Source organism: Halarcobacter bivalviorum (genome assembly GCF_003346815.1).
In the GTDB taxonomy this organism is placed as follows: domain Bacteria; phylum Campylobacterota; class Campylobacteria; order Campylobacterales; family Arcobacteraceae; genus Halarcobacter; species Halarcobacter bivalviorum.
In genome coordinates, this window is the sequence record NZ_CP031217.1 from 704,070 (window position 1) to 723,923 (window position 19,854).

The following is a 19,854-nucleotide window of genomic DNA, read 5'->3' on the forward strand; positions in this document are numbered from 1 at the left end:
TTAGATATCTTCTTTAGCTTTTACTTCTTCTTTCCCTTTAAACTCTTTATCATTTGCATTTGTTACGATTAATTTAGAAATTTTATCTGTTGTAATTGCTACATCATTTGTTTGTGCTGCAATCATTGCATTTTCTTGTGTCTGTTTATCTAATTGATTAATTGCAATATTAATCTGTTCAATTCCTTGTAATTGTTCTCTTGAAGCAGTTTCAACATTTGAAATTAGATTAGTAGTTTGATTAATATTCTCATTTAAGTGTGAATACCCTTCAATCATTAAAGAAGAGACATTTTTACCTTCATTTGCTTTACTTGTAGCAGTCTCTACTAAAGTTTTAATCTCATTTGCCGCTTCAGCTGATCTATTAGCAAGATTTCTAACTTCAGCTGCAACAACGGCAAATCCTTTACCAGCTTCTCCAGCAGTAGCTGCTTCAACTGCTGCATTTAGTGAAAGAATATTTGTTTGAAAAGCAATTTGGTCAATAATTGAAATTGCTTCAGTAATTAGTGTTACTTGTTCATTTATCTCTTCCATTGATTGTGCTGTTTTATTAGCTAAGTTGATTCCTTGACTTGCTGAAGCCTTTACATCAGTAGAAAGTGATGACATCTTTGAAATGCTTTCACTGTTATTTCTAATTGTACTTGTAATTTCTTCTAATGCTGCTGCTGTCTCTTCTAAAGAACTTGCTGCATCTGTTGAACTTCTATTTAACTTATCTACATTTCTTAATAAAATATTTGAACTTTTTTCAAGGGTTAATCCGTTTGCTTTATTTTCTATTAACATACTTGTAATAGAATCCCCTAAATTATTAACTCCTGTAGCTAGTTTTAAAAGATGTTCTTTTAAACTATTTTCATCTATTTTTGATAGATAGTTGTAGTTTGAATAATGGTCTAAAACTTTTAAAATATTTGCTATATTTAATTCTAATTTTTCTGCCATTTTGTTTAATACTTCTTTTAGTTCAAGTAATGCAGGATTTGAAACAGTAGTTTTTAATCTTTGAGATAAATCTCCATTCTCGAATTCAGATAATACTAAAATTGTCTCTTCAATTAGTTTTTTATCTTCTTCTATATTGTGTTTTGCTTTTTCTATATTTTTATTTACAACTTTAGCCATTTGAGAAAACTCATCATTTTTTGTATCATTTAAATGAATAATTTCATCATTTTCTCTATTTAGATATGCAAAAAATGATAATAGACCTTCTTGAAAAGTTTTAAGTGATTTAATTATATCTTTTGAAATAAAATAAGAAATAGAGATAATAACTAAAATATTAAGTAAGATAATTATTATTGTCAAAGTATTGAAAAAAGATGATTTCTCTTCTGTTTCTGCAACAATAGTATCATGTAATGTTTCCAAAACAGTCTCAGTAGAATGAATGGTTTTTCTTAGATTTTCAAGTAGTCCATCATGTACAGTTAAACCTTTTTGTTCTTCAAAGTTTACAACTTTTAAGAAGCTATTTTTATAGTTTAGAAGGTTTTTTTTATACTCTTCATTCGAACTATTTGAAATAAGTTTATTTATATTTTTTTCAAAGTTTTTAACATATTTTAAATCTTTTCGTAAGAAAAAGTCTTTTTCATCTTTTCTTAATTCAAGAATAGAAGTAAGCATAATATAATCATTAGAACTTTTTACATCTTCTTGTACTTTATGAACACTAGCTCTTAACTCTTTTCTTAAACCACTATTTTCATCAAGACCAATAACTAAATCAATTTTTACAATCTCTTGAAAAATTTCATTATATTTTTTACTAATTTCAATAAAGCTAAGAATGTTTTTTGTTTCCATTCCTAAGTCATTTAAAGTAACAAGAATCTCTTTATTTTGTTGCGTTAATTCTTTGTAGCTTTTATTGAATCTTTCTACATATTTTAATTCATTTCTTTGTAAGAAGTCTTTTTCACTCTTTCTTAATTCTAATTCACTTATTTTTATCTCTTCAATAGATAAAAAAGCTTTATTAAGAGTGTTAATCTTACTCTCTTTGTAGGTTTCTGTTAAAACTAAAGTGATAAAACCCGCCAATACAGACATAGTTAAAAATATTAATTTATTCTTAATTGTCATAATTATCCTTACTTTTTTTTCTATATTTTATAAAAGGATAAAGTCAAAAATAGGTCATGTAGATAACAATTAAAATGATTAGGTAATTTTTAAGATAAAGCCCAAACAAAAGCTAATAGCTGAGGGCTTTTTACTTAATTTAAAAGTTAATTAATAATAAAAAAATTAGTAAAATTTATTTTTTATGAGAGTTTATAATTGAATTTGTAACCAAGATTATAGTCATTTACTATAATTTCATTAAAAGTTTTTTGTCTTAGCCTTTTTATAATCATTCTAATTTTATTTTCATTATAAAAATCATTAGGATAAATTTCATTAAAAGCATCTTCTAAAGAGAACTTTAATTGCTCTTTATTACAGAAGTGTTCAAATAAAATATATTCATTTTTTGTTAATTTTATAATCTTTTTATCACAAGTTAGTCTTTTAAGACTTTTATCCCAGATATAGTCATTTTCTAAAGTGATTGAGTTTAAAATAGTATTTCTTGAAATAACAGTCTCTACTGTTTTAATAAACTCTTCTTTTTTTACAGGTTTAACCATATATGTTACTAAATTAAGTGGAATTGCTTTAATAAGAAAATCTTTATTATCATAAGCACTTAAAATAGCTATTTGACAAGTTAAATTCTTTTCCCTAATTTTTTTTATGAAAGTTAGACCATCCATTTCTTCCAAATTTATATCTACAATCATAAAATCAATATCTTTAGTTCCAACTATATCAAGAGCATCTTCTGCCCGACTAGTTTCATATATCTCATTAAAATAGTTTTTTAGATAATTTCTATAACCATCTCTAATAATTACATCATCTTCTAGAAAAAGCATATTCATATTATTTATCCTAATATAGAGAATTTAACTCCATTTTTTGTATTTTCAACTAATAGTCTTTTTTTCATTCCATCTTCAATTAACATTTTTGACATATATAAACCAATACCATTATTGTGTTTATCATTTTTAGTTGTAAAGTATGGTTCAAAAACTCTATTAATATCCTCTTGTTTTATTTTTTCTCCATTATTTTCTATTTCTAATAATGGTAAATTTTCTTTATTATGTATATAAATTGTAATTTTAGGATTATTAACTTTGTTTGTCTTTAAACTATCAATAGCATTTTGAAGAATTACAGAAACTACTTGTGAATACTCTTCTTTATAACCTTCAGTTGAAATATCATTTTCGTAGTTTAAAGAAAGTTCTATTTGATTTTTATTAAAGTCACTTGTAAAATATTTAATTTGTTCTTCAATTACTTCACTTATTTTAAAAAAAGTTATAACTTTTTTAGGATGAAAATATTGAGAAAAACTAGAGATTGTTTTTGACATTTCAATTACTTCATTTTCTATTAAGTCAATAGCTTTTTGAAAATCTTGTTTAGTACATTTTTCAATAGAATAATTCATATCAAAAAGAATTGAGTTTACTCTTGCAAGAGGTTGTTTCCATTGATGAGCAATATTATTTATCATCTCTCCCATTGCTGCAAGTTTTGTTGTTCTTAACATAAAAATCTCATTCTCTTTAGCTTTTAATTCTAGCTGAATACTTTTCTCTTCAAGATTTTTTACTTTATAAGCAATAATAAGTGAGATAATAATAGTCTCATAAATAAAAACAAATTTTAATAAATACTCAATTAATAAAGGGTCTACAAAAACAAAAAATTGATTTGATGCAAAAAGTAAAAACATTGAAAATAAAGGAAACCAAATTATCATTGAAATAGAAGAAAAAAGTGAATTTTTATAAGTTTTTAAAAGAATAAAAATCACTGTTGCAATTAGTAAAATAAATGAAAAGTTTAATAATAAAGATAGAGTTTCACTTATATTGTTTGTTATTAATAAATAGAGTCTTCCTATAATAAAGAGTGAAAATAGAAGTAATATATTTATATTTAAAATTTTTTCACAAAGAACTTTTATTTTTAAAAATGGTTTCATAATATAAATCAAAGAGAAAATCATCAATAACCCAATAAATTGGAAAATAGATATTTGTAGATTACTTAATGGTTCGGTTAAAAGGTATAAATGAATAAAATTAGTTGAAAAAGAGGCTGTGATAATTAATAAAATTAAATAAACAGAATAGTAAATATATATTTTTACTTTTGTAATAAAATATAAAAAAGCATGATAAAAAAGCATAAGAAAGATTATTACAAAAAATATATTTGTAAGTGCTGTATCAAAGCCCATCATTTTATAAAAGTTTATTTCATCATATAACTCTACATTTGATGTAATAGGATAGTTTTGACTGTGAACTTTTAAATAAATAGAATCAAGCTCATTATCTAAAGGGAAAGAAGCTTTTCTAAAATGAATTGCATTTTTATTTGAATCACTTTTTAAACCCCAAGTAAATTCTTTTTTTACACTATTATCTTTTACATAATAGATATTAACCTTATCTATTAAATAGTCATGAAATACTAAAAAATGTTTATTTTTATCTTCTAAGCTTTTGAAATCAAGTTTAATCCAAAAAGGGTCTTTGGAATATCCAAAAGATATATTTGTACTTTTTTGCCATTTATTTATTTTAATAATATCTGATATTGATTTATTTGAAGTATTATCTTTATAATAAAAGATTTCATCTAAAATATGATGTTCAATATCATGTGTAAAATGTGAGCTATAAGCTTTAGAAGGGATTAGTAGGTTGATTGCAATTACAACAACAAATGTAACAAAAAAATTATACATTTGTTATTGTAGTCATATCTCTATTAGAAAGAGCTAATAAATATAGCTTTTAATGATAGTTTATATAGTAAGGTTGTCTTTTAATATTTCTTGTTCCAACAGACTCTAATCCTAAAATCTGTTTTGGAGTCATTAAGGGTTTTTTATCATTTTTATAGAAGATTTTAAATCCACTGTTTGCTACAAGAGATTCATCTTGTGAATATAAATTATTATAAATTTGAACTTTTATTCCACCTCTACCATGTCCATCAATATTATAAATAAGTTCAATATTGTCATAGTTTTTAACTAACTCTTTTTTTCTTAGCATTCTTTCATGGAACATATGAACAATAAGTTTCTTCTTCTCTTTTATTCCATTTTCTTTTAAGTAATTGCTTATTAATTCTTGAGCTTGATTTACATCATCTCCAAAAATATGACCAATAAATTTACCTGGAGGATATTTTCTATGTTTTGGAATTTTAAATTCAGGGTCTAAAGCTAAATGAACATTATCATATTTTAAATATTTTAAAACGGGTTGTAAAGCTTCATAAGGAGTATAAACACCAAGTTGTAAATCAATAATTACTGCAAAACCTTCTTTTTGAGCTCTTTCAATATATTTCATAACTGTTTTATGAGGAAGATTAATAATATAGTCATCATTTTTACCAGGATCTTTTGTTGCAAGTCCATAAATTAAGTGAAATGCCAATTGAATATCAAAGTTTTCACCTAGTTCTTTTGTATAATAGCTACCTTTTTCTCTTAGTTTTACAACAACATTGTCAATTGGGCTTTCCCCAAGAATACCTAAAGATGGAGTATAAGGTCTTCCATAAAAACCTACCATCACTTCACTTTTTTTAATCTCACTATTTTCAGCAGGTTTTTCAACTAAAGTTGTATTAGCTAATACATTTTGAGTTAAAAAAGTAAATAGTGCAGTTATAAAAATTAAACTTTTTTTCATTTGTCCGCTTTGTGTTAAATAATTTTCTTTGCGAAAGTATATTCAAAAATATTGAAAAAAAATTTAAAAATTTGCTTTAAACCAAAGTTTCCAATAATTTTTACAAATAATTTTGAATTTTTTGAATTTTTTCTTTTGTTTTTTTTCAAGAATTGAAAAATAGGTACTTAAAAGTAGTTTTTCATCTTTTCTATTTAGCTTGAATTTTATAGAAATTGTAGCTAAATCGAAAAATCTGTTATTTTTTGAAGCAAACTCCCAGTCAATAAAAAATACTCTATTATTAAAAATTATATTTTCTTTATTTAAGTCATTGTGAGATAAAACAAAATCCTTTTTTTTATCATTTTTTTTAAGAATATCAATAGAATATTTTATCAGTTTTTTACTCTTTTTATCTTTCAAATAGTTTTTGTAATTTAAAAACTCTTTTTTCAAAGAGTAGGGCTTTTTTTTATATTTTATTCCATGAAGTTTTTTTAAACTCTTAGCTAAAATTTTTATTTGTTTTTTTGATAAACTTTTTTTATGCTTACCAGCTAAAAATTCACAAGTCATAAATTTTAAATCTTTATCTAAATAAATAGGTTTAGAAGCAAGATTTTTCTTATAAGCAAGAGTTTGAATTTTAAACTCTTGTTTTCTATCTATTTTTACTGAATGAGCTTTCTTAAAAAATCTTAATATAAACTCTTTGTTGTTTTTTTCTATCTTATAAACTTCATTACAAAGCCCTTGGGTTTTAACTCTTTTTATCATCTATAGAAGTTTTAAAATATCCTTCTCTATATCTTCTGGTTTTGTCATTGAACCATATCTTTTAATAACTTTTCCCTCTTTATTGATTAAAAATTTTGTAAAATTCCATTTGATTTTTTGAGTTCCTAAAATACCTGAAGCCTCTTTTTTTAAATATGTATATAAAGGTTCTTCTTTTTCTCCATTTACATCAATTTTTGCAAACATATCAAAATCAACTCCATAAGTTAATCTACAAAATTGAGCAATCTCTTCATTTGTCCCTGGTTCTTGATTCCCAAATTGATTAGAAGGGAAACCTAAAATCATAAAATCTTTATCTTTAAGTTTTTGATATAAATTTTCTAAACCTTCATATTGAGAAGTGAATCCACACTTGCTTGCTACATTTACAATAAGTAAAACTTTTCCTTTGTATTTCGATAAAGAAATCTCTTTTTCTTCTATATTTTTTACTTTAAAATCATAAATACTCATAATAGGCTCCTTTGAAAATAAAAATAGGGGAAATAAAAGTAAAATAGCTTTAATAAACATGTTAATCCTTTTTTATATTTTAACAAATATTTTAAAATAGATTTGTTTTATCAAAAATTACATCATGGTAATTTACAAATCTATCACATCTTTTCCCTTCTAAGGCTTTGCAGATACTTTGCCATTTTTTAGAGTGACCACCATTTTCTTTACTTAAATCACCCAATACAAACATTAAAGCGTGAGCATACTCATGGGGTAAAACGTCTTCTATCATATAATCAATACTCTCTTTAAATCTTTTTTTATTTAAAAAAACAACAATTTTACCATCTTGGCTAAGTGTTGCTGCTCCAAATAGATTTGAAGGCATTTTATCAGAAACTTTAATAGGTATATTTTTAGAAATAGCAAATTTACTATAGGCTAATTTTTGTAAATAAACTGTTTTTTCATAGATTTTTCTTTTTGTACTCTCATCTAAATCAGAAGTTTTAAATTTATAATTGTCATACCAAAAATATATTAAAAGAGAAGCACTTATTATTGTAAGTAATATAAAAAAGAGTTTTAATCTTTGTAAAAACATTTAAAAACCTTTTTTATGGAAAGGCTTTTAAAAGAACATCTTTGTAGTGATTTAATTGTTGCATTAACTCATCTCCATGGTCATTTATATCTGGATGATATTTTCTTGCAAGTTCTTTGTATCTTTTTTTTATCTCTTCTTTTGTTGGGTCACTTGTAAAACCAAAAAACTCTTTTGCCTTTGAAACTTCTCCAAATTGTGGTGCTGCTTGAAAGTTTCCTCTTCTAAATTGTTCTTGAAAATCATTAAAGTTAAAGTTGTTTGCTCCAGCTTGTGAAAAGTCTTGCCCATTAAAAGTAAATTTAAAATGAGTTCCACTTCCAGAAGAAGCCTCTCTTATTTTCTTTTTAAATTGATATACAAGATAATAACCAATAGCAATAAGTACAAATAATATAATTAAAAATGTTCCGAAGTTTGTAAATATTAAGTATAAAATACCAAAAAATAATGCCCATTTAATAAGACTACTAATTAATTGTGCCAAAATATTAATCCTATTTTTTATAAATTTTGCTGGTATTATAGTATTTTAATTTAAAGTGTTAGCTTATCGAAGTTTTAGTTCATAAAAAGGTATGAAACTCATACCTTTTTATATTAAACTAATAGATAGTTTTAAAATGTTTCCCATTCATCTTCTTTTTCTTCTATTGCTTTAAAAGTTTGATTTTTTACAGGTTTTGAAGAACTATTAGATGAAGTACTCTCTACTTTTAGAGATTTATTTATTTTTGTAGATGTTTTTGAAATAGATGTTACTTGAATATTAACATTCTCTTTTCCAATAAATTCTTTGCTTTGTGCATCAGCAACAATCTCTTTTGCAATTCTATCTGTATCAACTGCAATATCTTGAGTTTTGTTAGCTGTGGCTGCATTTTCTTGAGTTTGTTTATCTAAAGAGTTGATAGCATCATTAATTTGTGTGATACCAGTCTCTTGCTCTTTACTTGCTCTTGCAATCTCATTAATTTTTTCTGTTGAGTTACTAATGTTTTGAAGTAATGAGTTATATCCACTAATCATCTCTGCACTAATGTTTTTACCTTCATTTGCTTTATTTGTAGCATTTTCAACTAAATCTTTAATCTCTTTAGCTGCTTCAGCTGATCTACTTGCAAGGTTTCTAACTTCAGCTGCAACAACGGCAAAACCTTTTCCAGCTTCACCAGCAGTAGCTGCTTCAACAGCTGCATTTAATGAAAGAATATTTGTTTGGAATGCAATTTGGTCAATAATAGAGATTGATTCATTGATTAATGTAACTTGCTCTGTAATATCTTCCATTGCAGTTGTTGTTCTTTGTGCAAGGTTTTGACCCTGTTTTGCAGAAGAATTTAAATCATCTGTATATTGATTCATTTGTTGGATATTTTGACCATTACTTACAATTGTACTTGTAATCTCTTCTAAAGCAGCAGCAGTCTCTTCTAATGAAGCAGCAGCAGAATTTGCAGAGTTATTTAAAATATCAACATTTTCAATTAAGATATTTGAAGAATCATCTAGTGTAAGACCAATTTCTAATGATTTCTTTAAAAGTTCAGAGATACTATCTCCTAAAGAATTTACACCTAAAGCAAGTTTTTCTAAATGAGCTTTAATCCCATTTGTTGGAACTTTATTTCTATAATCAGAATTAGAGTATTGTCCAAGTACATTTAAAATAGAATCAATATTTCTTTCTAAATTTGCACTCATATGATTAATCATTTTTGTTAAGTCATTAAGTGTTTCATTTGAAGAAGTTAAATTGATTTTAGAACTAAAGTCACCTTGTTCATATTCTGTTAAAATTTTAACTGACTCATCAATAATTTTTCTATCTTGGTCAATGTTGAATTTTGTTTTTTCAATATTTGTATTAACAATTTTCGCCATTTGTCCAAATTCATCTTTATTTGAATCATTTAAAAGTTGTACATCTTCTGCTTCATTATTTAGGTATTTAAAGAATGAGATTAATCCATGTTGGAAGTTCTCTAAGTTTGATAAAATATTTTTGATTAGTAAAATCGCAATAACTAAGAAAAGAATTGAAGCAATCACACCTACTATAAGTAATTGCATTGTTTGTGTACTTTCTGCTTCTGCTCTTTGCATATTTGCATGTACATTTATTTCATCAAGTTCTTTTTCTAGTTGAGTTCCAACATCAACCATTTTTTTCATACTTTCAAGTACTTCTTGCGTCTCTTCTTTTATGCCATTTTCATAGTCTCTTATTCTTTCATTAGCAAAGTCATCAAAAAAAACTAGATACTCTTCAGCTAGTTTGATAATATCTTTAGTTAAGTCAATATCTTTCTTTTTTTCTAATCTTGCAAGTAATTGTTTGGCTTGCTTATCAATTATTGAAAAAGATTCTCTAACTTTCGTAGCATTATTATCATTTGGGCTTCTTAGAAATTGATACACAGTGATTCTTCCTGATAGAACTTGTTGAATCATCTCATCTGTAATTTTAGCATTAGTACTTTTTGTTTTAAGTACACCATTATAGTAAGAGTAAATACTACCAGCAACCAGTGTTATAAGAAGAAATAAAACAGGTAAAACTAGAAGTTTCATCTTCGTTGAAACATTTGAAAACATAAACGTCCTTTTATTCTCAAGTTGTCACTTTTATGACACTATTACAATTTTATAATATTATAATGAATAATTTTCTGAAATAACTTTTATGCCCTAATTTAGGACTTTGGAAGCTCTATACAAAACTTGGCACCGTCACGTTTATTTTTAAAATAGATTTTTCCTCTCTCTTGGTTAGTAATAATTTCATAACATAGATATAAACTTATACCTGTTCCAATAGATTCATGTTTAGTAGTAAAGTAAGGGTCAAAGACTTTTTCAGCAAACTTTTCAGGAACTCCTCCTCCATTATCTTCTATGCAAAGTAGGATATTTTCTCTTCTATTTTTAATACTTATTTCTATTTTTCTATTATTTATCTCATTGTTTTTTATAAGAATATCTCTGGCATTATTTAAGATATTTAAAATAACTTGGATTAAGTCTCCTACATTTACTGTCACATATAAGTCTTCTTTTTCATAATCTTTGATAATTTCAATATGTTCATAATCAAAACTTGCTTTTATAATTTTTATTGTTTCATCAATTTTATTTTGTAAAACAATTCTTTTTTTACTCTCTTCATGATCATTTAAAAACTCTCTAAAATTTTCAATAGTTCTAGATAGATATTTAGCTTGATTTTCAATTGATTTTGTAAGTAAATAAAAAGTTTCATCATCTAAACTCTCCATCTCTTTGTGAATAATCAAACCACTAGAACTTGTAGAGATTACATTTAAAGGTTGTCTCCATTGATGGGCTATATGATTCAACATCTCTGCAACAGAAGCCATTTTTGACTGTTTTAATAAAGAGACATCCTTTTTTCTATTTCTTTTTATTTCTAATTCAATTCTTCTATCTAAATCTTTATTTGTTTTTCTCAATTTCTCATTTGTGATTTTCTGCATAAAAAACAAGTAAAAAATTAAAGCTAATGCAAATACTCCTGCACTAGAGATTATTATTAAGTTTCTAAACTCATTTTTGATAAGAGTATCTTCTTCACAAATACATAAAACTGAAACAATTTCTTTACTTATAGGATTTTGAATAGGAATAAAAGATTTTATAAGATTTTTATCTTTTATAAAAATTGAAAATGCTTTTCCTTCTAAGATTTTTTGAGTTAAATCCTCTGCATCATTTGTAAGACTTACTGGTTTATTTTTATTTAAAAGTTTCTTTTCATAATAGAAATCTTTGTGTGGACTTTGAGCATAATTATCTTTTTCATCATCAAAGACTTTACTATCAACAATACTTTTTCTTATTAAAAAATATGATTCATTGTTGTAAGTATTTTTTATAGTATTGATTAAAGCTAAAGAACTAAATGAAACTTCAACACTTCCTATATGTCTATTTTTATATTTTAGAGGATATACAAATCTAAAGCCATTGTAAACTCTACCTTCTTCAAAGCCATGTATATATTTCTTATTTTCATTTACATATTTAACTGTCGCTCTAAAAGAGCTTAAATCATCTCCAAATTTACTTGGTCTATGCATTCTTAAAAAAGATTCATTATTTGGTAGATGAAAATGAAGCTGTCTTAGATTGTATTTTTTTAGTTTTTTATACTTTTCTTCTAAAAGTTCATAAAGCTCTTTTCTAATAAAAGCTTTTTTCTCTTCATCTGCAAAATTTGCTTTTTCAAAAGTTTTTAAAATAGTAGATGTATTTATTTCTGTATTAAAAATAATATTTGCAATATCTTTTTGTTTGTCATATATTGCTTTATATTCTAAGAAGTGTTTATTTGTTTTTGTTTCTAATAATTTTTCTATAGAAATTTTATAATTAGAATAGAAAAATCCTATTATAGCGGTAGATAAAATAATAAAAAGAAAAACAAATTTAATAACAATTGATTTATACATAGATAATCTTTTAAATACTTATTTATTGAAATATTATAACAAAAATAATCTTATTTAATAAAATTTTTCCATCAAAATGTTATTTTTTTTAGAGCCTTTAAATTAATTTAATAAAAGATTAATAATTATAAAGTATGATTATAAACTTAATGAAAGTATGTAATATAGGGAAAATATATGGATTATGAAGAGTTTGAAAAGGCTGTTGACCTTTTTGGTATCTTAACAAGAGTTTCAAAAAAAGAGTTAAAACAGAAGTATTTAAAACTCTCAAAAAAGTTTCATCCAGATATGCCAGAAGGAAGTGATGAAAAGTTTCAAGAGCTACAACAAGCCTATGAACTTTTAAATTCATATATAGACTCATTTATGTACTCGTTTGATGAAGAAGAGTTTAAAGCTCAATTTCCTCCATTTACCAATTATAAAAATTGGAATAAATAATAAGGGGTTTTAGATGACTGATATTAAAAATATAAAAGAGTTGATACTAAGCACTTTAGTTGCTGATTCATATTCTTTAGGTTCACATTGGGTTTATGATGAAAAACAGTTATTAAACCTTGATGTTAATTGGAATGAACTAAATGATGCAAAAGCCTTATGGCATAAGGGTAGAAAAGCAGGAGAGTTTACTCATTATGGAGACCAAATTCTTTGGTTATATAACTTTTTACAAAATAAAGAAGAGTTTGATACAAAAGAGTATACCAAATATTGGTTTGATAGAATGCAGTGTTATAATGGATATATTGATGGAGCAACAAGAGATACTTTAGTAAATATCAATGAAGGTCTTTTTCCTACAGGTTCTTCTTCTACTGATTTATCAATTATTGGAAGAATAGCTCCTCTTTTATTAGTTTCAAAAAATAAAGAGCAGTTTTTAGAAAATGTAGAAAATTTTGTACAAATAACACATAACTCAAATGAAGCTTTAGTTGCTTCAAGATTTTTTGCAAAACTTCTTCTTAGAGTTTTAGCAGGGGATGAGTTAAATAAAGCAATTGAAGAGACAAAAGAGAAATTTGATTCAAAAATACAAGCTTATGTAAATAGTGCTATCTCTTCTAAAACAGAAGATACCGCCGAAGCAATTAGAAACTTTGGTCCAGCTTGTGATATTAATGGTGGATTTCAAGGAACAATACATCTTTTAAGTAAATATGATAACTTAAAAGATATGCTTATTTGTAATGCAAAAGCAGGAGGAGAAACAAGTGCAAGAGCAATGCTTGCAACACTTATTTTTATGGCACAACCTGATAAAAAGTTGTCTCAAATACCAACATCATGGTTAAGTATTAGAGCAACAATTATTTAAAATGATTTAGAAAAAAGAAGCTTTATTCTTAAAGCCCTTTAAAGTTTGCTTCTTTAGATAAAATTTATTTTTATCGCTAAAAGAAGTTAAAAGTTACTGGTTCCTTTTCATAGGAACTATTAAAAGGAGAAAAATGAGAAGATTTATACGATTTTTTCAAGATAAATTTTATATAGAGATTGTAGTAGCTTCAATTTTATTTTTAGCAGCTTTAGCATTGGATTTAATGTTAGAGTTTATAATCTATATGCTTTATTTTATTATCTATCTTGAAATAGTAAGAGCAGTAATAAACTATATACGGGAACAAAGAGTTGTCATCTCTTTTTTAGTTGATGCTTTTATTATCTTAGCACTAAGAGAGTTGATTGTAAATCTTGTAAAAATCAATAATGAAAAGATTGATTCTGTTGAAGCCCTTTTGTCAAATAGTTTAAACTATAATATTATGATTATTGCAGGGGTTATTATATTTCTTTTTATTGTAAGGTTTTTATCTATTAAAACAGCTCCAAAATATATTATTGATAACTTAAAGAAAAAAAATATAAAAGAATGATATTTTATCATGAGCCTTTATATAGACCACCAGCAGAGGCAGACTCTATAATCATACAAGTTACACTTGGTTGTTCTTACAACAAGTGTAGCTTTTGTTCTATGTATGAAACAAAAAAATTCCAAATAAGAACTTTAGAAGAGATAAAAAAAGATATTGAAAAAGTTTCTGCTTATTATCCTCAAGCAAGAAGAGTATTTCTAGCTGATGGAGACGCCTTATCTTGTGATACTTCTTTTCTTGTTGAGGTCTTGAGGTTTTTGAAAAGCTCTTTTTATAAACTTCAAAGAGTCTCTTCTTATGCAAGCCCATATAATCTTTTACAAAAAACAGCCCAAGAGCTAGAACTTCTTAGAGAAAATGGTTTATCTTTAGTCTATTATGGCATTGAAAGTGGAAATCATGAACTACTAAAATATGTAAATAAACCAATGCTTCCAAGTAAAATGGTAGAGGGATTAAATAAAGCTACAAATGCAAATATAAAAATCTCTGCAACACTTATTTTAGGACTTGGTGGAAAGAATTTATCAAAACAACATATTGAAGATAGTGCGAAATTGATTAATGAGTGTGAACATATAAACTATCTCTCTACCTTGCAACTTGGATTAACAGATACAAAAGAGGATAACTTTTTCAAAAGATTTGAGAAAAAAAATAGTGAATTTATTTTTTGTGATGATAAAGAGATGTTACAAGAGCAAAAAAGATTAATATCACTTATCAATCCTAAAAAGCCTATAGTTTTTAGATCAAATCATGCTTCAAATGCTTTGCCTTTAAAAGGAACATTGCCAAAAAACAAGGAAGAGTTGATAGAAATATTGGACTTAGGCATAGAGGATAACTCTATGCTAAGACCAATGTTTTTAAGAGGTTTTTAGTTCATATCAGGTTTTGGAGTTTTAGGAGTACTTACCGGTAAAATAGGATAAGATACTTCTGGTTTATCTCCTGTAAGAGCTTTTAAGAATGTAACAATCTTTTTAGACTCTTTATCTGAAATATTAATTCCAAGTTGAACAGAACCCATTTCTTTTACTGCATCTGCAAGTGACCAAATAGCTCCATTGTGGAAATATGGTGCAGTCTCTTCAATATTTCTAAGTGTTGGAGTTTTTACCATACCATTTTTATCACCTTGGAAACCACCTAATGAAGCAAATTTATATTTTTTTGCTACTTGGAATGGTTGCATTGTTCCACCTAAACCAATATCATTGTGGCACGATACACAGCCTTTGTCCACAAATAGGTTTAGACCCTCTTTTTCTGCAGGAGTTAAAGCATTTAAATCCCCATGTAAAAAGTCATCAAATCTTGATGGAGTAACTAAAGTTCTTTCAAATACTGCAATTGTATCTGCAATAAGTTTGAAATCAATTTTTACTTTATCCCCATAAGCACTTTTGAATTCTTCAACATACTCAGGCATAGAAGTAACTCTAGCTACAACTAATTCTTTTGGAGCTGCCATTTCTGGTCCAGCTTGGATAGGTCCTTGAGCTTGGTCTTCTAAGTGAGGACTTCTTCCATCCCAAAATTGTACTTTATTTAAAACAGAGTTATAAACAGTAGGTGAGTTTAAATGTGCAGGGTTAGCTGTCCATTTATGACCAATAGCAGCAGCTACACCATCTGCTCCACCCATTCCTAAGTTATGACAAGTATTACATGAAATAAGACCACTTTTTGAAAGTCTTGGTTCAAAGTATAACTTTTTACCTAATTCTACTTTTTTCTCAGTAATTGGATTGTTTGGATCATCAACAAGTTTTAAAAGCTCTAATTGGCTTTGAGGAATTGCTTTAATCCCTGATTCTTTAACTTTTTTTAAAAGTTGCATATCGTTAGCTGCAAATGCACTAACACCTACAAATGCTAAACTTAAAACTACACTAGCTGTTTTCATATTTTTCTCCTTTATACTAGATAAATAAAATCATAGGATAATTTTTATTAATTGAAAATTAAAGTAAATAAAATATCTTTATTATTGAATAAAATTAATCTCTTATTAAGTTTTGTAATCACTAATGATATTTTTATAAGCAATCGAAGTATTAATAAAAAGTAACTTAAACTGATACTTTTCTTAATCATGTGACTTGGGTGTGACTGGAAATTGATAGAATAAAATATTAATAAGGAGTTAAAATGGGTTGGAGAGGAACAGTTAGAAGTATAAATGCAACTATGAATAAAATTGAAAGAGAATCAAGAAAAAGAGAAAGAGAACTAGAAAAAAGAAGACAAAACTATGAAAAGATGCAAGAGCTAGAAAGAGCAGCTTTTGAAGTAGAAGAATTTGATAATTATATTGAAAGAATAAAATCTATTCATAAAGAATGTTCTGCATATATTGATTGGAATGAGATTGTTAATGCAGAGATACCTTTGAAACCAATATTTGATAAAAAAGAAATAATTGCATTAGAAAAAGAGTTAGATAATTATAAAGGAACATTTTTTCAAAAGTTGTTTAATTCTGTAGAAAAAAATAAATTAAAATTAAAAGAAAAAATAGCAAGTTTAGAAAAAGAAGAAGAATTAAAATATCAAAAAAGTCTTAAAGACTATGATTTATTGTTAATAGAAATAGAAAATAATAGGAAAGATGCAAAAAAAATACTTGAAGAAGATGAAACTACAATTATTAATATTATAAAAGAATTTTCTCCTTTTGATGAAATTGATAATTTAGGTACAAAAATAAGTTTTAGTTTTATAGATAAAAAGTTACATATAGTAGTTAATGTATTATCTAATAAGATTATTCCCTTAGAAGTTAAAACATTATTAAAAAGTGGAAAAATATCAATTAAAAAGATGACTAAAAGTAATTATAATGAATTATATCAAGATTATGTTTGTAGTGCTGTATTAAGAATTGCAAGAGAAGTGTTTTCATTAATTCCTATAAATGAAATTGTAATTACTGCTAAAGATGAAATGTTAGATTCAAAAACAGGATATAAAAATTTAGAAATAATTCTTTCTGCCTTTATTATTAGAAATACAATAGAAAGTTTAAATTTAAATAATATTGACCCTTCTGATTCAATGCAAAATTTTATTCATAATATGAATTTTAAAAAAACTACTGGATTTTCTTCTGTGAAACAAGTGGTAATTAATTAAAAGAAGAGCTATTCTCTTCTTTTATATCTCTATCTCTAATGCTACAGGGCAATGGTCACTTCCCATTACCTCTGCCATGATATAAGCATTTGAGATGTTTTCTTTTAAATCTTCACTTACATAGAAGTAGTCAATTCTCCAGCCAACATTATTTGCTCTTGCATTTGCTCTATAACTCCACCAGCTATATGAGTCTTCTATCTCGCCATTTATATGTCTAAAAGTATCCACATAACCATGAGCTAAAAATTTATCAATCCATTCTCTCTCCATTGGTAAGAAACCAGAAGTATTTTCATTTGCTTTTGGTCTTGCTAAGTCTATTGCAGTATGTGCTGTATTTACATCTCCACATACGATGATAGATTTTCCCTCTTTTTTTAGGTTTTCACAATGCTCTAAAAATCTATCATAAAACTCCATTTTATATACAAGTCTTTCCTCTTTTGATTGTCCATTTGGAAAGTATACATTAAAGTAAGCAATCTCTTTATTTCCAACTTTAAAGTGAGCTTCGTTTATTCTTCCTTCATCAAGTATATCTACAGTAGGGCAGTTGCAAGTAAAATGTGGTTTTAAATCTGTGAAAAGTGCAACTCCACTTCTTCCTTTTATTGCAGAACTTGATACAAGTACATTATCATAGTTTTTATCAAAAATAGTGTTTGGTATTTGTTCAGCTTGGGCTTTAGTTTCTTGTAATCCAAGTATATCAATACTTGCGTCATCTACCCATTTTAGGGCTTCTTTTTTATCTACTGCTCTGATTCCGTTTACATTCCATGAAATAAATTTATATCTCTGTTTTGACAATATTGTTCCTTTTATTTTTTTAAGGTATTTAAAAAGATTGTAAGTTGAGTCATGCAGTCTTCAAAGTTTTTTGTATCTTTTGATTTTTTACTCAATAAAAGAGCTCCTTCAAAAGTAGCAATAATAAAAGTAGCACATTGTTCTAAGTTTATATCATCTTTTATTTGTTGTTTGTTTTGTGCTTTTTTTAAGGCAACTATAAATAAGTTTTTCCAGCTGTCTAGTATTTCTTCAAGTAGTTTCGCAAAATCCTCATCTTGGTCAAATGATTCTTGCATTAAGTTTCCAAAGGCGCAACCATTTGTTAAATCCCATCTTTTAGTATCTTTTAGACTTGAGATTATTACTGATAAAGTATCATTTTCTTCATCAATCAAAGGTTTCCACTTTCTTTCTATTCTCTCTTGGTGTTGTTCTTTTACCATGGCTAGTACCATCTCTTTTTTAGAAGAGAAATAGTGGTACATAGCCCCTTTTTTTACTCCTGCACGATTCAAAATATTAGATAATGAAGCCCCATTATATCCGCATGTAAATACTTCTTCATATGTTGCTTCAATCAATTTTTCTCTTACAGTACTCATCAAACCTCTTATGAATTTTTCTGTATTATATCCAATATTGTTTGAGGTTCGCTTCTTTTAGTATAATCTTCATCAATGAAACTATAAATAATCTCTTGATTTTTATTTACAATATAAGTAGCAGGCATAGGAAGTTCAAAAGAGTTTTCTTCGTTTGCAGCTTCAATATCTATTCCAAAACTTTTGTAAATAGGTCTTAACTCTTCTGCTAATGAAAATACTAAACCATACTCTTTAGCTACTTTGTTGTCTTTATCACTTAATACTTCAAATTCTAACTCATTTTTTTCTTTTGTAGTAAGAGATGAATCAGGAGTTTGTGGTGAAATAGCAATAAGTTTTGCATTTAACTTCTCTAACTCACTGTTGATTGATTGTAAAGCTTGAAGCTCTAAATTACAATATGGGCACCAAATACCTCTATAGAAATTAATAACTACAAATTCATTGTTTTCTAAAGCCTCTTTTAGTGAAACAGGTTTATTAACTGCATTTGGTAATTCAAAGTCAATTGCTTTGTCAGTTACTTTTAGTGCATTTTTAGAAAGACTTAATTTTTTTAAGTTTTCTGTTGCATCTAACATTACTTGCTGAATATCTTGAGGAACTTTTTCTTTGAAAGCCTCTTGATATTTGTTGATTTCGTCTAATAATCTTGACATGATTTAATCCTTTAAAATAAAAAACCAACCAGTTGGTCTGTTGAAATATTAACAAGATTTTTCAATCTTGTCAAGTAGTTTTAAAAAATTTATTTTTCTTGAGTGATAATTGGTTGTTTTGGTTTAGAAGGTTCTGTAGGTTTTTTAATAGTTAAATCTTGCAAAGAGTTTAACTCTTTTTGATTTGAAAAATGCGATGAATTACCAAGAAGTTTATCTCCTTTTCCTCCATGCATATCGATTTTTCCTTTCTCTTCTTTGTAATAATCATTTGCAAAAGAAAGACTACATAAAAGAGCTACTAATATACTAAGCTTCACTTTTTTTCCTTTTAAGATTAGTGTACATACCATAAAGTGTAATTAGTATCCAAAATACTTCAATAATAAATGAACCTAAGTTAAAATGCACACATAACGATATGAATAATAATATTGCACCAACTAGGTTTAAAACCTGATAAGGTAGAGAACTTATAGTATATTTATTAGTTTGAAGTAAAAAATATGCCAATACAACAAAAAGCATTCCTACAAAACCAATAAATTGATAGATATCCATTTCCAAAATATTTTACCTTTTATATAATTTTTTATGAAAATGTAATTTTACATATTTAATCTTTGAAGTTCTTTTTTTAGGCATTTTTAAGAACAAAATATATAAAATCTAAATT

Annotated in this window: 21 protein-coding genes; 5 read left to right on the forward strand and 16 right to left on the reverse strand. The window is 26.1% G+C overall.

From position 1 onward, the window contains the following. From ABIV_RS03535 to ABIV_RS03580, 10 genes are all read right to left on the reverse strand, one after another. Entirely contained in the window at nucleotides 1-2,100 is a 2,100-nt protein-coding gene (locus ABIV_RS03535; RefSeq protein ID WP_228254330.1) for a methyl-accepting chemotaxis protein, read from the reverse strand. Between the two features lie 182 nt (nucleotides 2,101-2,282). Continuing rightward, complete coding sequence (locus ABIV_RS03540) at nucleotides 2,283-2,942, reverse strand: response regulator transcription factor (RefSeq protein WP_114838587.1); 660 nt, start codon at nucleotides 2,940-2,942, stop codon at nucleotides 2,283-2,285. Between the two features lie 5 nt (nucleotides 2,943-2,947). Further along, the gene (locus ABIV_RS03545) at nucleotides 2,948-4,834 is read right to left on the reverse strand and encodes a sensor histidine kinase (RefSeq protein ID WP_114838588.1); all 1,887 of its coding nucleotides are present in this window, start codon (nucleotides 4,832-4,834) and stop codon (nucleotides 2,948-2,950) included. 49 nt (nucleotides 4,835-4,883) lie between these two features. Continuing rightward, nucleotides 4,884-5,795, reverse strand: coding sequence for a hypothetical protein (locus ABIV_RS03550; protein WP_114838589.1), 912 nt, complete (start codon nucleotides 5,793-5,795; stop codon nucleotides 4,884-4,886). A 63-nt stretch (nucleotides 5,796-5,858) separates the two neighbouring features. Next, a complete protein-coding gene (locus tag ABIV_RS03555) occupies nucleotides 5,859-6,554 on the reverse strand; it encodes a choline/ethanolamine kinase family protein (protein ID WP_114838590.1) in 696 nt (231 codons plus the stop codon). After that, nucleotides 6,555-7,031 (reverse strand): glutathione peroxidase, encoded by a 477-nt coding sequence (locus ABIV_RS03560; RefSeq protein WP_114840439.1) that lies wholly within the window; start codon nucleotides 7,029-7,031, stop codon nucleotides 6,555-6,557. Between the two features lie 91 nt (nucleotides 7,032-7,122). Further along, complete coding sequence (locus tag ABIV_RS03565) at nucleotides 7,123-7,620, reverse strand: SprT-like domain-containing protein (protein ID WP_114838591.1); 498 nt, start codon at nucleotides 7,618-7,620, stop codon at nucleotides 7,123-7,125. A 13-nt stretch (nucleotides 7,621-7,633) separates the two neighbouring features. Further along, on the reverse strand, nucleotides 7,634-8,107 hold the full coding sequence (locus ABIV_RS03570) for a J domain-containing protein (protein WP_228254331.1): 474 nt from the start codon (nucleotides 8,105-8,107) through the stop codon (nucleotides 7,634-7,636). 131 nt (nucleotides 8,108-8,238) lie between these two features. Then, the gene (locus tag ABIV_RS03575; protein WP_114838592.1) at nucleotides 8,239-10,218 is read right to left on the reverse strand and encodes a methyl-accepting chemotaxis protein; all 1,980 of its coding nucleotides are present in this window, start codon (nucleotides 10,216-10,218) and stop codon (nucleotides 8,239-8,241) included. A gap of 98 nt (nucleotides 10,219-10,316) precedes the next feature. After that, nucleotides 10,317-12,092 (reverse strand): ATP-binding protein, encoded by a 1,776-nt coding sequence (locus ABIV_RS03580; protein ID WP_114838593.1) that lies wholly within the window; start codon nucleotides 12,090-12,092, stop codon nucleotides 10,317-10,319. A 177-nt stretch (nucleotides 12,093-12,269) separates the two neighbouring features. On the opposite strand from ABIV_RS03580, the gene ABIV_RS03585 reads away from it, so the two are divergent. From ABIV_RS03585 to ABIV_RS03600, 4 genes are all read left to right on the forward strand, one after another. Next, entirely contained in the window at nucleotides 12,270-12,536 is a 267-nt protein-coding gene (locus tag ABIV_RS03585) for a DnaJ domain-containing protein (RefSeq protein ID WP_114838594.1), read from the forward strand. 13 nt (nucleotides 12,537-12,549) lie between these two features. Further along, a complete protein-coding gene (locus ABIV_RS03590) occupies nucleotides 12,550-13,416 on the forward strand; it encodes an ADP-ribosylglycohydrolase family protein (RefSeq protein WP_114838595.1) in 867 nt (288 codons plus the stop codon). Between the two features lie 133 nt (nucleotides 13,417-13,549). Then, on the forward strand, nucleotides 13,550-13,975 hold the full coding sequence (locus tag ABIV_RS03595) for a phosphate-starvation-inducible PsiE family protein (protein ID WP_114838596.1): 426 nt from the start codon (nucleotides 13,550-13,552) through the stop codon (nucleotides 13,973-13,975). Then, the gene (locus ABIV_RS03600; protein WP_114838597.1) at nucleotides 13,972-14,862 is read left to right on the forward strand and encodes a radical SAM protein; all 891 of its coding nucleotides are present in this window, start codon (nucleotides 13,972-13,974) and stop codon (nucleotides 14,860-14,862) included. The genes ABIV_RS03595 and ABIV_RS03600 overlap by 4 nt, the downstream gene beginning before the upstream one ends. Here the strand turns inward: ABIV_RS03600 and ABIV_RS03605 are convergent. Then, on the reverse strand, nucleotides 14,859-15,890 hold the full coding sequence (locus tag ABIV_RS03605) for a cytochrome-c peroxidase (RefSeq protein ID WP_114838598.1): 1,032 nt from the start codon (nucleotides 15,888-15,890) through the stop codon (nucleotides 14,859-14,861). The two genes, ABIV_RS03600 and ABIV_RS03605, sit on opposite strands and share 4 nt — an antisense overlap. 245 nt (nucleotides 15,891-16,135) lie before the next feature. Between ABIV_RS03605 and ABIV_RS03610 the strand changes: the two genes are divergently transcribed. Next, nucleotides 16,136-17,119, forward strand: coding sequence for a hypothetical protein (locus ABIV_RS03610; protein WP_114838599.1), 984 nt, complete (start codon nucleotides 16,136-16,138; stop codon nucleotides 17,117-17,119). A 21-nt stretch (nucleotides 17,120-17,140) separates the two neighbouring features. Here the strand turns inward: ABIV_RS03610 and ABIV_RS03615 are convergent, their stop codons facing one another. The 5 genes from ABIV_RS03615 to ABIV_RS13780 form a co-directional block, all read right to left on the reverse strand. After that, a complete protein-coding gene (locus tag ABIV_RS03615; RefSeq protein WP_410471237.1) occupies nucleotides 17,141-17,935 on the reverse strand; it encodes an exodeoxyribonuclease III in 795 nt (264 codons plus the stop codon). Nucleotides 17,936-17,943: 8 nt separating this feature from the next. Further along, nucleotides 17,944-18,516, reverse strand: coding sequence for a TetR/AcrR family transcriptional regulator (locus ABIV_RS03620; RefSeq protein ID WP_114838601.1), 573 nt, complete (start codon nucleotides 18,514-18,516; stop codon nucleotides 17,944-17,946). A gap of 8 nt (nucleotides 18,517-18,524) precedes the next feature. Next, the gene (locus ABIV_RS03625; protein WP_114838602.1) at nucleotides 18,525-19,178 is read right to left on the reverse strand and encodes a peroxiredoxin-like family protein; all 654 of its coding nucleotides are present in this window, start codon (nucleotides 19,176-19,178) and stop codon (nucleotides 18,525-18,527) included. Nucleotides 19,179-19,267: 89 nt separating this feature from the next. Beyond that, the gene (locus ABIV_RS03630) at nucleotides 19,268-19,498 is read right to left on the reverse strand and encodes a hypothetical protein (RefSeq protein WP_114838603.1); all 231 of its coding nucleotides are present in this window, start codon (nucleotides 19,496-19,498) and stop codon (nucleotides 19,268-19,270) included. Continuing rightward, nucleotides 19,488-19,739, reverse strand: coding sequence for a CBU_0592 family membrane protein (locus tag ABIV_RS13780; RefSeq protein WP_114840441.1), 252 nt, complete (start codon nucleotides 19,737-19,739; stop codon nucleotides 19,488-19,490). The genes ABIV_RS03630 and ABIV_RS13780 overlap by 11 nt, the downstream gene beginning before the upstream one ends. Nucleotides 19,740-19,854 lie beyond the last annotated feature (115 nt).

What these genes read in the sequence shown, in the direction of transcription:
- ABIV_RS03535 (WP_228254330.1), bottom strand. Translation starts at nt 2,100, where the DNA reads ATGACAATTAAGAATAAATTAATATTTTTAACTATGTCTGTATTGGCG.
- ABIV_RS03540 (WP_114838587.1), bottom strand. Translation starts at nt 2,942, where the DNA reads ATGAATATGCTTTTTCTAGAAGATGATGTAATTATTAGAGATGGTTAT.
- ABIV_RS03545 (WP_114838588.1), bottom strand. Translation starts at nt 4,834, where the DNA reads ATGTATAATTTTTTTGTTACATTTGTTGTTGTAATTGCAATCAACCTA.
- ABIV_RS03550 (WP_114838589.1), bottom strand. Translation starts at nt 5,795, where the DNA reads ATGAAAAAAAGTTTAATTTTTATAACTGCACTATTTACTTTTTTAACT.
- ABIV_RS03555 (WP_114838590.1), bottom strand. Translation starts at nt 6,554, where the DNA reads ATGATAAAAAGAGTTAAAACCCAAGGGCTTTGTAATGAAGTTTATAAG.
- ABIV_RS03560 (WP_114840439.1), bottom strand. Translation starts at nt 7,031, where the DNA reads ATGAGTATTTATGATTTTAAAGTAAAAAATATAGAAGAAAAAGAGATT.
- ABIV_RS03565 (WP_114838591.1), bottom strand. Translation starts at nt 7,620, where the DNA reads ATGTTTTTACAAAGATTAAAACTCTTTTTTATATTACTTACAATAATA.
- ABIV_RS03575 (WP_114838592.1), bottom strand. Translation starts at nt 10,218, where the DNA reads ATGTTTTCAAATGTTTCAACGAAGATGAAACTTCTAGTTTTACCTGTT.
- ABIV_RS03580 (WP_114838593.1), bottom strand. Translation starts at nt 12,092, where the DNA reads ATGTATAAATCAATTGTTATTAAATTTGTTTTTCTTTTTATTATTTTA.
- ABIV_RS03585 (WP_114838594.1), top strand. Translation starts at nt 12,270, where the DNA reads ATGGATTATGAAGAGTTTGAAAAGGCTGTTGACCTTTTTGGTATCTTA.
- ABIV_RS03590 (WP_114838595.1), top strand. Translation starts at nt 12,550, where the DNA reads ATGACTGATATTAAAAATATAAAAGAGTTGATACTAAGCACTTTAGTT.
- ABIV_RS03595 (WP_114838596.1), top strand. Translation starts at nt 13,550, where the DNA reads ATGAGAAGATTTATACGATTTTTTCAAGATAAATTTTATATAGAGATT.
- ABIV_RS03600 (WP_114838597.1), top strand. Translation starts at nt 13,972, where the DNA reads ATGATATTTTATCATGAGCCTTTATATAGACCACCAGCAGAGGCAGAC.
- ABIV_RS03605 (WP_114838598.1), bottom strand. Translation starts at nt 15,890, where the DNA reads ATGAAAACAGCTAGTGTAGTTTTAAGTTTAGCATTTGTAGGTGTTAGT.
- ABIV_RS03610 (WP_114838599.1), top strand. Translation starts at nt 16,136, where the DNA reads ATGGGTTGGAGAGGAACAGTTAGAAGTATAAATGCAACTATGAATAAA.
- ABIV_RS03620 (WP_114838601.1), bottom strand. Translation starts at nt 18,516, where the DNA reads ATGAGTACTGTAAGAGAAAAATTGATTGAAGCAACATATGAAGAAGTA.
- ABIV_RS03625 (WP_114838602.1), bottom strand. Translation starts at nt 19,178, where the DNA reads ATGTCAAGATTATTAGACGAAATCAACAAATATCAAGAGGCTTTCAAA.
- ABIV_RS13780 (WP_114840441.1), bottom strand. Translation starts at nt 19,739, where the DNA reads ATGGATATCTATCAATTTATTGGTTTTGTAGGAATGCTTTTTGTTGTA.